General features: G+C 66.7%; 11 protein-coding genes. 7 read left to right on the top strand and 4 right to left on the bottom strand.

The window, feature by feature from the left end; translation table 11 throughout:
• Positions 1-42 precede the first annotated feature (42 nt).
• The gene (locus CYFUS_RS38305; RefSeq protein ID WP_157758897.1) at positions 43-1,137 is read right to left on the bottom strand and encodes a Kelch repeat-containing protein; all 1,095 of its coding nucleotides are present in this window, start codon (positions 1,135-1,137) and stop codon (positions 43-45) included.
• Between the two features lie 376 nt (positions 1,138-1,513).
• On the bottom strand, positions 1,514-2,020 hold the full coding sequence (locus tag CYFUS_RS38300) for a DUF1993 domain-containing protein (RefSeq protein ID WP_095989703.1): 507 nt from the start codon (positions 2,018-2,020) through the stop codon (positions 1,514-1,516).
• Positions 2,021-2,725: 705 nt separating this feature from the next.
• Between CYFUS_RS38300 and CYFUS_RS38295 the strand changes: the two genes are divergently transcribed.
• Together CYFUS_RS38295 and CYFUS_RS38290 are read left to right on the top strand one after the other, a co-directional pair.
• Entirely contained in the window at positions 2,726-4,642 is a 1,917-nt protein-coding gene (locus CYFUS_RS38295) for a hypothetical protein (RefSeq protein ID WP_232537051.1), read from the top strand.
• A complete protein-coding gene (locus CYFUS_RS38290; protein ID WP_095989701.1) occupies positions 4,639-5,994 on the top strand; it encodes a hypothetical protein in 1,356 nt (451 codons plus the stop codon). The genes CYFUS_RS38295 and CYFUS_RS38290 overlap by 4 nt, the downstream gene beginning before the upstream one ends.
• 6 nt (positions 5,995-6,000) lie before the next feature.
• Here CYFUS_RS38290 and CYFUS_RS38285 read toward each other — a convergent pair whose 3' ends face one another.
• Positions 6,001-6,600, bottom strand: a complete 600-nt coding sequence (locus CYFUS_RS38285) for a TetR/AcrR family transcriptional regulator (protein WP_095989700.1) — start codon at positions 6,598-6,600, stop codon at positions 6,001-6,003.
• Between the two features lie 104 nt (positions 6,601-6,704).
• Here CYFUS_RS38285 and CYFUS_RS38280 point away from each other — a divergent pair, with 104 nt between their 5' ends.
• From CYFUS_RS38280 to CYFUS_RS38260, 5 genes are all read left to right on the top strand, one after another.
• Complete coding sequence (locus CYFUS_RS38280; protein ID WP_095989699.1) at positions 6,705-7,676, top strand: MBL fold metallo-hydrolase; 972 nt, start codon at positions 6,705-6,707, stop codon at positions 7,674-7,676.
• A 342-nt stretch (positions 7,677-8,018) separates the two neighbouring features.
• Positions 8,019-8,639, top strand: coding sequence for a CAP domain-containing protein (locus tag CYFUS_RS38275; RefSeq protein WP_095989698.1), 621 nt, complete (start codon positions 8,019-8,021; stop codon positions 8,637-8,639).
• A gap of 129 nt (positions 8,640-8,768) precedes the next feature.
• On the top strand, positions 8,769-9,305 hold the full coding sequence (locus CYFUS_RS38270; protein ID WP_095989697.1) for an RNA polymerase sigma factor: 537 nt from the start codon (positions 8,769-8,771) through the stop codon (positions 9,303-9,305).
• A complete protein-coding gene (locus tag CYFUS_RS38265; protein WP_095989696.1) occupies positions 9,302-9,964 on the top strand; it encodes a DUF1109 domain-containing protein in 663 nt (220 codons plus the stop codon). The genes CYFUS_RS38270 and CYFUS_RS38265 overlap by 4 nt, the downstream gene beginning before the upstream one ends.
• A complete protein-coding gene (locus tag CYFUS_RS38260; protein ID WP_095989695.1) occupies positions 9,961-10,284 on the top strand; it encodes a Carotenogenesis protein CarS in 324 nt (107 codons plus the stop codon). Before CYFUS_RS38265 ends, CYFUS_RS38260 begins: the two co-directional genes overlap by 4 nt.
• Here CYFUS_RS38260 and CYFUS_RS38255 read toward each other — a convergent pair.
• Positions 10,235-11,272: an NAD-dependent epimerase/dehydratase family protein gene (locus CYFUS_RS38255; RefSeq protein WP_095989694.1), complete on the bottom strand. Its 1,038-nt coding sequence runs from the start codon at positions 11,270-11,272 to the stop codon at positions 10,235-10,237. The genes CYFUS_RS38260 and CYFUS_RS38255 overlap by 50 nt on opposite strands.
• Positions 11,273-11,319 lie beyond the last annotated feature (47 nt).

Raw genomic sequence — 11,319 nt, 5'->3', positions numbered from 1 at the left:
GTTCTGCCCTCCCCGCGCGGATGAGTCCGCGCGGGCGAGGGCCTACTCGGACTTGGGGAGGGTGAAGATGGTCCAGTCGGTCCTCTCGTCCAGACCACCCCAGAGGAGCACCTTGTTTTCGGACAGTAGGATGGCGTTGCCCTTGCCGTGTTGCTTCGGATCCTCGCCGAGATCGGTCCAGGGCTTCTTGGTGTTGGTGGGATCGTAGAGTTCGACGCCGCCGATGCCTCCGATGGCCAGCGCCTTGGACTTGGTGAGAGGGATTGTCTTGTGTTTCCAATGATCCTTGTTCAGCGGGGGCCCACTGATCCATATCTTCATGGACGGATAGTACAGGGCGGTTGATTTATAGCTGAGCCCATTGCTACCGCCAGTGACCAGGATCTCGTTCGAGTCAAGGCGAGTCGCGGCATGGTCGGGAGGAGCCACGAAGGGAGAGGCGTATTCCTGCTGGATCCACGTGTTGGCTTCTGGGTTGTAGATGTCCACGCCGTGGTTGCTCAACGTCATGACTTCTCCCGAGCCCAACGAGATTACTGTGGCATCGAGTGTGGAGTACCTCAAGTTTCCTGCGGAACTCCACTGGTTCGTGGCGGGATCATACAGCTCTGCGGTGGTGGCATCCGCTTCCTTCTCGCCGGTGGGAGTCTCGATGAGGGTTCGCCCACCTGTTACCAGTATCTTTCCCGACGGCAGCAAGGTGGATTGATGCTTGTAACGCGGCCGACTCAGGTCACTGGTGGTTTTCCATGTGCCCGCGACCGGGTCGTACAGTTCCATGCTCTTGAGGAGTTCACCTGAAGAAAGGCTCTGGCCTCCCGACAACAGCACCTCGCCTGACGGAAGCTTCACGGCGGAGGCCAGCTGGCGTGGCTCGTTGATTTCTCCCGTCGGCTTCCACTCGTTCTTTACGGGATCATAGAGTGCTGAAGCCGTCTTGTTCCATTCGCTTCCCGGCGCATGGGGCCGACCTCCCGCCACCAGGACCAGACCCGAATCAAGCATGACCACGGAGGAGTTGGTTGTCTCCCCTTGCACCGTGTTCGTGATGGACTCCGAGATGGGCCGCTCAGGCCCACATCCCACGGTGAAGCTGACCCCCAGGACCAGTAACGAAAGACCCAGCGCAGTGCGCATGCATTGCTCCGAATAGAGAGGGCTGTCCCCAGCAACTGTCGGCGGACGGCGTGTGAAGCCATATCTCATTCGGAGTGTTTCGTACACGTGGATCATTCAGCCGGTGAGAAAATGAAACAAGCATTTCAGGGGATGTCTGTAATTGTTGGCTCTCTTCTGCTGAGTGGACGAATCCATCCAATGGGTGACCCATGTTGGACGAAATCGTCCAATCCCTCTCGCTGGACGATTTCGTCCAATCCCTCTCGCGATCTGCGGTGCACGCGCGAGTTGCCGGCATGTGGCGACAGCGCTTCTCCCCCAGGGCGTTGCTGACCAGCCATCCCTGGGGGATGCGCTCTGTACACCTTGAGCGCGGTGGTACTCAGCCCTTCACTCAGCGTCCGCCGAGGAAGTCACCCTTGCCGATGTCCAGGCCGTTGTGGCGCAGGATGGCGTAGGCCGTGGTGACGTGGAAATAGAAGTTGGGCAGCGCGAAGGAGAGCAGGTAGGCCTGTCCCTGGAACTGCACTTCCTGGGTGCGCATCTTGAGGGTGACGGTGCGCTCCTCGCTGCCATCGACCTGCGCCGCGCTCACGCTGTTGAGGAATTCGATCGTCTTGGCGATGCGTGTCTGGAATTCGGGGAAGCTGGACTCGGTGTCGGGGAAGCTCGGGGGATCGATTCCCGCGAGCCGGGCGGCACAGCCCTTGGCCACATCGCTCGCGGTTTGAATCTGGAAGGACAGCGGCCGCATGTCGGGCGCGAGCCGGGCGTTGAGCAAGACGGACGGGTCGATCTTCTTCGTCTCGGCATACGTGGCGGCCTTCGCGAGGATCGCCGACAGATTGCCCAACATGCGCACGAAGGTGGGAATGGAGGCCTGATACATCGACAGGGACATGGTGTCTCCGGGGGTAGGGGGACTGCGAAGGGCGCCCACCCTGGATTCGGGGGAAGACGAGGGCGGGGGCCGGCCGGCAGGTTGGGGGCCCGCGCGAGGGCTGTCAATCGCCGAATCCGTCACGCCGGACGCCGGGCCCGCGTCCCACTCATCGCCGCGGTGCGGCAGGGCGGGGCGCCTCGCCCCGTTCGGAGCGGCCGGCCCGAATCTCCATCAACAATCGTGCGCGGTAACATCTGGGCGCGGAGGCATTCACCCGGGGCTGCTTCGAGATGAATGGACGAGTAGTGGTGCGACTGTGGGGCCGCGACGTAGAGGTGGCCGTGAAGGGGAGTGGTAACGCCTTGGAGGGGCTGGGGGTGGACAATGCGCGCTGAGCCTGTGGGGTACAGGTGGGGGGTGCTGGTGCTGGGGGCGGCTCTGCTCACGGGTGGCTGCGTCACACTGGCGTTGCCCCCGGTGGGTCGTGGCACTCGAAGTCCGCTCGCCATGTCTGCCTTGCGAGCGGAAGCGGCCGGTAGTTCCCAACTCGAGATGCCCTCGGCTTTCTCTCCCTCAGAACCAGGAGAGCAGGAGCAGCGTGCTTCCATCGAGCCGGATGAGGAAGAGAGGCTGCGCTGGCGTCGAGGTGTCCGTGGGTTGGGCTCGGAGGTGGCCAAAGGGGGGATGGCACCGCGAGACCCGCCCTCATGCGGGGGGCAGGCCGTGCCGGAGGGTTGGCCGGATTACTCCACCTGGTGGGACGAAGAACTGCTCGCGCCCTTCCTCTCGTGCACCTCGCCCGCCGAATTCGTCGCGTTGCAGGACAGGGTGGACATGCCCCGGCTGGTGGAGGCGTTGAGTGACTGGAATGCCGTGCGACTGGGCTCACTGGGGCCTGTGCGAGAAGATGCCGCCGGCCTCGTCAACCTCAAGCGCATCGACTTCCTTCTGCGGGCCACCGAGCGGTATGGGCCCCCAAGGGCCACGGTATTCGCCCTCTTCGTCCTCCATTCGGCCCATGACGACGACCTGCGGGAGATGCTTTTCCTGCTGGCCCGGGACAAGCAACTGGAGGAGATGCTGCGGCAGCTGCCCACATTCCGCGCGGGGCTGGAAGACAGAGGTCTGAGGCCCTCGGCTCGTGCGGACAGGGCGTTTGAGTGGAAGGACGTGGGCCGGGGCCTGGCCCGCGCTGGCAGGGACGCACTCGCCACCAGCCAGTTGGTGGGTGGGGTGAGGGAAGCCACCTTGTTTACCCTCAAGGGCCAACTGCCACTGCCCTACCAGCAGGCGCTGGATGAGGTGGAGACAGCACTGGCGCGGGAGCATTTCGCGCCAGGCAATGTGGCACTGGGAAGCTTCGACCATCTCACTTTCGGTGTGCCGCTGGGCTTCTACGGGCTGGTGGCCGGCACGGGTCATGGGACATACGCGCTGTACCAAGGCCAGTATGAGCAGGCCACGCGCGAGTTGGCGCCGACGGCGTTGCTGGTGGGGCTGTATGCGGGCGGTAAGGGACTGCGCGCTTTCTCCGAGGGCCGAGGTGTACCGGGTGTTGGTGTGCCACGGCTCCGGGAGCCCATGGGGCTGGAGGTGCGGCTGCGGGCCCTCAAGGCAGTGGTGCGCGAGTTGGAGGTGCAACTGGGCGTGGAGGGGCTGAGGAAGCTCGTCAGCTACGTTCGTGCCAGCCGGGAGGCGGGCCGCCTCGTGGCCGTGGAAGGAGTGGACGGCGCCCTGGCCTTGTACGCGGCCGGGGGGGATGCAACCCAGGCCCGCCCGTTACTGTCCCAGGCCAGGGCCGAGCGAGGGCGCGCCCCTCTTGCCTCCAACAAGGCCCGTGCCGGCAATGCAGCCGGGAGCATTGCCTCCTTGGTGGACAAGCAGGTGGGTCTCACCCCCGAGGTGGTGGAGGCCAAGCTGGCGGCAGCGGAACTGGAGTCCCCGGGACAGCGCCTGCCCGCGGACCCGGCGATGCTGGAGAAGCACAAACCTCTGGTGGATGCTCCGCAATCCGGAGCCGAGGGCAACCCACGCTGGGGTGAGTACGTCAGCTACTTCGAGAAACGCCTCGTGGAAATAAAGAGGGGGCATACGAGAAAGGGACCCCTACCCTGGAAGGCCTATGAACAACTGCGGACGTGGTTTGCCCGGGGCCTGGCCTTCGAGCGCATCATGGTGGACCTGCTGGAGGCAGACGCGGCTCTGCCTCGGACTCAGCGCCGCTTTCTCGGAGACTTCAACACGCCCCGTATCGACAAGTACGTGGGTGTGTCGAAGCCGGGCATCGGCCTGAGCTTCGCGGACGTACTCATCATCGAGGCGGGCGAACTGGGCGGACGGCCTCCTCGCGTCGAGACGCTCAGCTTCAAGAGCCGCGATTTGTCGCGGTTGGATGGCAAGGCGCTGGAGGCCCAGATGATTGTGGATGCGAGGGAGGCCCTCTCGAAATATGGCGAGACGCTGGATATCCGTCGACCCTCCCTCCAGCCCCTCTTGGGCGAGGGCAGCAAGGTGCCGGTTTCAAGAGTTCGCCTCGTCTATGAAGGGGACGTCCTCAAGCCCAGGGATTTACGAGAATTGAGGTCAGCCGTGAACGCAACCAGGAAAGAAGTTCCGGGTGTGGAGGTGCTGTTCCAATGAAGAAGTTGAGCGTGCACGACTTGATGCCGCAGGACAGCCTCCGGCTCTCTTTCGACGGGACCATCGATCCGCGGGCGGAACTGGAGAGCGAACTGGGACCCTTCTTCCAGGCGCTCGAGGAAAATGCCGACGGATGGATGCCGGACGTCGTTGAAGGCAAGCGGCGACGCAAGTACAGCCGCGCCGCCGTCTGGAAGGCGCTGGAGGAGGAGCGCCGCGAAAGAGGAACAACCATTGGGCTCTACCGGACGAGCTGGCCCGCGTTGGACATGACGCTCAGACTCTGGTTCCCACCTCTTCCTTCCGAACTGAGCATCTCTGTCGAGGTGAAACCCCTGTCCTTCTTCGCGGAGGAGGCGCACTGTCGCCGATTCGTGGACATGGTGCGTGCCTGGGCCTCTCTCTACCCGGTGTCCCATGCCTTGGCGCATAGTTTGGCTGACGACCAGTTGGCGGGCGCTCCCGACTTTGGCCGTGATGAAGAGACCTCGCGAAGGGACGGGTTCGACAAAATCTACGAGGTATTCTGGCTCAACGTCTTCGGTCGGAAGCTGGTGGAAACCGTCGGCCGCGAGCGCATGTTGTCCACGCCGGCCCATCGGGTGGAGGAGTTGCCAAACGGGTCTGTCCTCCTGGTGACGTGGCCTACGGTAGCGGACTTCGCCAGCGCGGAAGCGCGCAGGGCCCAGGCTCGCGCCTACGCCCACCTCCGCCCGGACCTGGACCCTGACACCGTGATGAGGACCCTGAGCGAGCGCAGCACCACACTCGCCTTCGTGGAGCCTCGCTTTCACCCGGACGTCGCCCCCCTTCTCTCGCGCGTGGTGGATGATGTCGCCATTCACGAGCGCCAGCGGAAGATTGCCGAATTCAACGCGTACCAGCCACCCGAGCCCGAGGAGTGGCGCCCCTCCGACTCCGCCCTGCCTCCGGACGTGGCGGATTCGGAGCGCGCTCTCCAGCATTACAGCCACCTTGCCGAACACCTCGTGGCGCTGCTGCATACGAAGGTGCCCTCCGTCTTCGCGGAGACGCCCGAGTCTCTCACGGATGTGGACTACCAGTTCTGGCGCGAGCAATTCCCGAGAGTCTTCGAGCGGGAGAAAATCGACGCGCATGCGGTGCCCGCCATTGGTGCCTACCTGGGGGCGGTGTTGGTGAGAAACCTGGGGGGTCAATGGATACCGCGCAAGAGGCTGGAGGAAGCCCAGGTGCTCGTGGGCAATCGCGTCTGGTTGCCTTTCGTTCGGGCCCATCGGTACATGCGCTCCTGCCAGTCACTGCTGGACTACTCCCTCGCCCATCTGTACCGCGTGGCCGAGCGGCACCGGGGCTGTTGGACTGGTTCATGAGCCCACTCATCGCCGCGGTGCGGCGGGGCGGGGCGCCTCTTCGAGCAGCCTTCGCACGATGCGCAGCAGGCGCTCGCCCGCGTTCTCCTTGTCCATGTTCTGGGCGCACACCTGGGCGCCATCGATGACGAAGATGAACTCGCTGGCGGCCGCCTCGGGCTCGGGGATGCCCGCCTGGGCGCAGAGGGCCCCCACCCGGCGCGTATACGCGCTCTTGTGGGCTTCGATCACCTGCCGCCCGGGGTGGTTCCGGTCGGGCAGCTCCGCCACGGAGTTGAGGAACGGGCAGCCCCGGTCCGACTCTCCCGACAGCCGCTCGGCGATGTACTTCGCCCACCCGAGCAGTTGCGCGCGGGGGTCTCCCGGGTGCTCCGCGGCGAGCCGCTCCAGCACGCCCTCCTCGCGCGCCGCCTCGAGCCGCAGCCATTCGGTCACCAGCGCGTCCTTGGACTCGAAGTGGCGGTAGAGCGCCATCTTCGTGGTCTCCGCCCGCGCGGCGATCGCCTCCACGCCCACGCCCCGGATGCCCTCCCGGTAGAACAGCTCCTCGGCCGCCGCGAGGATCCGCTCCCGGGGCGGCACCTTCGTCGTCTTCTGCTCCTTCATCCCTTCCCCTTGACTCCGATACCGCTCGGTATCATTAAGCGATACCGCTCGGTATCATCCGAGCCCGGACGGTGTCCGGCAATCCTACATCCAGGAGACCTTTCATGACGATGCGCACCCTTTCCAGGAGTGCCACGCTGGCCGCGTTGCTCACGGTATCGGGAGGGCTGTTCACGGCGCCCGCCCAGGCCGCCGCGCCGCTGGTGAAGACCCAGGCGCCGGGCTTCTACCGCATGATGTTGGGCGACTTCGAAGTCACCGCGCTGTCGGATGGCACCCTGCCGCTGCCGGTGGAGAAGCTGCTGACGAACGTGCGGCCGGGCCGGGTCGAGGCGTTGCTGGCCGCCGAGTACCTCACCTCGCCGGTGGAGACGTCGATCAACGCCTATCTGATCAACACGGGCTCCAAGCTGTTCCTGGTGGACACGGGGGCGGGCGAGCTGATCGGACCGTCCGCGGGCCAGCTGGTCACGAGTATTCGCGCGGCGGGCTACCAGCCCGAGCAGGTCGACGCCGTCCTCATCACCCATGTGCACCCGGACCACTCGGGGGGCGTGGTGGTGGCGGGCAAGCGCGTCTTCCCGAACGCGCGCGTGTACGTGGACAAGCGCGAGGTGGACCACTGGCTGAACGCCGCCAACGCGCAGAAGGCGCCGGAGGGTGACAGGTCGCGCTTCCAGGAGGCGAAGGCCTCCTTGACGCCGTATGCCGAGGCGGGCCAGCTCGAGACGTTCACGGGCAACACGCAGCTGGCGCCGGGCCTCAGGACCCTGGAGGCGCCGGGCCATACGCCGGGGCACACGTTCTACGTCGTGGAGAGCCAGGGGCAGAAGCTCGTGTTCTGGGGGGATATGATGCATGTGGCGGCGGTGCAGTTCCCCGAGCCCTCGGTGACGATCCAATTCGACGTGGATTCCAAGGCGGCGGCGGCCCAGCGCGCGAAGGCCTACGCCGAGGCCGCGAAGCAGGGCTACTGGGTGGCCATCGCTCACGTCTCGTTCCCGGGCCTTGGTCATCTGCGCGCCAATGGCAAGGGCTACACCTGGGTGCCGGCCAACTACAGCGTCCCCCATTGATGAGTCTTTCCTGCAACGGTTTGGTCGTGGCTTCGTCCTGACAATGACATGCCATGTCAAACCCTGCGAGCCTTCGACCGGGCCTTGGCACGCACGAGCCCCTTGGCCTCGGGAGTGCCCGGTCGATTGCTGGTTGAGCTGCCTCGAGTGCGCGGGATTGTTTTCGAGAAGACGATGGAGGGCCTCGCTGTACTATGCGCGCCCCGCGAGGGGGAGCCATCCCGGCTTCCACCCAGGGCGGCAAACTACAACGAATTCTCGTGTTGCCATGAAGGCGGGTTTTTGGTGTATTACCCGTGTCTTCACAACTCATCCCCGACATCAGTCGAGCGAGGCTCCTCCATGAAGCGTCTTACCTCTGTGTTGTCTTTCGTCCTGGGTGCCACCCTGTCCGTTGGATGTGGGGGCGAAGTCGACCCGGGGCTCGAGCAGGAGGCGGGGATCGGAGAGTCCTCCTCGACGGCGGCGGCCGAGACGGAGGCGGCCCCGGCCGCGACGGCGCTGCCGGCGTACTGTAACGGGGTGCTCACCTGGAATGCGTCCTGGACGGCGTTCGAGGACGAGGTGCTCAAGCTGGTGAACCAGAAGCGGGCCGCGGGCGCCACGTGTGGTGGTGTGGCCAAGCCCGCGGTCCCGGCGCTCACCTTCGACGAGCGGCAGCGGTGCGCGGCCCGCGTCCACTCGCAGGACATGGGCACCAACAACTTCATGAGCCACACGGGTTCCAACGGCTCCACCCCGTGGCAGCGCATGACCAACGCCGGCTACGTCTGGCGGTCGGCCGCGGAGAACGTCGCCGCGGGCCAGTCCACGCCCGCCGCGGTGGTGAACAGCTGGATGAACAGCTCGGGCCACTGCAACAACATCATGGGCAGTGGCCTCAAGCACCTGGGCGTGGGCTACTTCTACGCGCCCTCGAGCACCTACAAGCACTACTGGACGCAGGACTTCGGCGCTCAGTAGGACGCTCGGTGCACCTTCCGCGGGCTCTCGCGGCGTTTCCCCAAGGATTTCAAGCGTTTGACGTTTCTCCCTCCGGCCGGTACGGAGGGCGGAAACGTTTTTCCACGTGGCGCGTAGGTGGGCCAGGGGATGGGGAACGCGACGGACGAAGAGCTCATGGAACGCTTCTGCGAGGGAGATCACGCTGCTTTCGAGGTCCTGTTCAGCCGGCATGCCGGCGCGGTGCAGGGCTTCCTGGCACGCATGGTGCGTGATGGCGCGCTCGCGGAGGATCTGCTGCAGACGACGTTCTTGTCGGTCGTCCGCTCGCGGGACCGGTTCGAACGGGGGACGCGTTTCGGACCCTGGTTGATGACGATCGCCGCGAACGCCGCGCGCGATGCCCTGCGCCGTCGCCAGCACCGCGAGGCGTATCGGGACAGCGCGCCCCCGCCGGCTCCGGCCACCGCCGATCCGGGAGATCCCGGCATGCGCAAGCGCCTGGAGGACGCGCTGCAGCGGCTGTCGCCGGATCAGCGCGAGGCCATCCTCCTGCACAAGCTCGAGGGCTGGTCCTACGAGGAGATCGCCTCGATGCGCGGCATCAGCGTGAGCGCGGCGCGCGTCCGGGCCCACCGCGGGTTCGAGAAGCTGCGGCAACTGCTGGACGGGCTGGTGGGGGAATGATGGCTCCGTCCCTGGACACATTGCTCTCCCGGGAGGTTGCCGGGAACGAGGCCGCGAGGGCGCGGGCCCTGGGGGCGGTGCGCGCGGAGCTGGCGCGTCCCATGCCCGTGCGTGGCTGGAGGACGCAGGCGGCGCGACTGCTCGGCGTCTCGGTGGGGCTGATGGCCGCGGTGGCCGGGGTGTTGTGGGCCCTGGGCCGCACGTCCGGCGAAGTGCTGTGGGCGCATGCGCCCGTGCTGGCCTTGCTGTGGACCATCAGCGCCGTGTGTGCCCGGGCCGCGCTCGCGCCCCGGAGACTGGCGCTCCAGCGGGTCGGGCTGGGCCTGGCGCTCGTGGGGGCCGCCGCCCTCGTCCTCGCGCGTGACTCCGGTCATGAGTCGTCCACCTTTCCGGAGTGGATCTGCACCCTCAGCCAGTTCGGCATGGGGCTGGTGCCGGGAGTCGTGGCCCTCGCCGCGCTGCGTGGCGCCGCCTTCCATCCGCGGCGTGCCCTGCTGGGCGGTCTGTCCGTGGGCACCGCGGGTGCGTTCGTGGGGGAACTCGCGTGCGCGCAGGGGCGGCACCATGTCCTGCTCTATCACCTGTCTGCCTGGGCGCTCGTCAGTGTCACGACGCTCGTGGTTTCCAGATTCCTCACACCCCGGTCCTTCGCCCCATGAGCCAGCAGACGGCACTCATCCTCGCCCACGACGTGGAGGGCGCGCCCGTGCGCATCGGAGAGCCGATGCGCATCGCCCTCACTGCCTCCGAGGAGTCCCTGGACAATCGGTTCCAGGGGAGGTGGGGCATCGTGGTGGGGCTCGTGTACGACGATCCCCTCCGGCAGTACCCGCACGAGCCCCTGGTGAAGGTCCGGGTCGAGGACCTGGGCGAGGATCTGTTCTTCCCCTGGGAGCTCGAGCGCTCGTCGGAGTGGTTCTGGCGTCGGCTCACCGGGCCGGGCGGGTCGATGCCCATGGGCCTGCATTGGGTGCACTGAGGCTTGCGGTGGGCTCGGCGGCGTCGGGCAGGCAGCCCATGGCCTGGAGGGTGTGGTGCACGGCGGCATCCAACGGCGTGTGCGGCTCCTGGCCGAGGAAGGCGCGCAGGCGCGTGTTGTCGAGGCGGGCGGGGTGCTGCCAGAGGTAGCGCATCTCGAGCAGCTCGCGCAGCGTGGTGTTGAAGGGCGAGGCGAGCCGCAGCAGGGCCCAGGGCATCCGGCGCACGGACGGGGCGGGGTGGCCGAGGACGCGCAGGATGCTCCGGCTCATCTCCGCGCCGTCTTCCAGCCAGTGACCGCCGAAGTGGAAGCGCGCGAAGGCGGGCAGCTCCTGCTCGCGCTCGGCGAGCGCGGCCAGGGTGGCGGCGAGGTCGGGCAGGTAGGCCCAGGCATGGCCCACGCCGGGCGCATTGGGATGGGTGATGGACCGGGGCCGCGCGCCCGGCTTCACGAAGCCCTGGGAGAACCAGTTGTTGCCCGCGTGGGGCCCGAAGAAGTCACCGGCGCGCACGATGAGGGCGCGGGTGCCGCGCGCGGCCTCCTCCTCGATGCGACGCTCCATGGCGACGCGGATCTGGCCCTTGCGGGTGTGGGGGTGCTGGGGCGAGTCCTCCTCAAGCACCGGGAACGCATCGAGGCCGTAGTTGTAGACGGTGCCGGGGAGCACCAGCCGGGCACCGGCCTGTCGAGCCGCCTGGAGGCTGCTCTCCAGCATGGGCAGCACGAGCTTCTCCCAATCCCGGTAGCCCGGGGGGTTGACGGCGTGGACCACCAGCTGGGCACCGCGCGCGGCCTGGATGACGTCCTCGGCGCGCAGGGCATCCCCGCGGATCCACTCCGCGCCCGCGAGCCGGGCATGCCGCCCGCCCGCCTGGGTGCCGCGATGCAGGGCTCGCACCTTCCACCCCTTGGCGAGCAGGGCGGCCGCTGTCTCTCCGCCCACTCCGCCGGTTGCTCCCAACACCAACGCGATTCGTTCCTTCGTCATGAGTTCCTCCGTCGTGGCGACACGGCGAAGAATGGGGCTCCGGGGGC

Origin of the sequence: Cystobacter fuscus (assembly GCF_002305875.1) — a bacterium.
GTDB lineage: Bacteria > Myxococcota > Myxococcia > Myxococcales > Myxococcaceae > Cystobacter > Cystobacter fuscus_A.
Note: the sequence above shows the minus strand (reverse complement) of the source record. Positions and strands in the feature narration are given on the sequence as shown.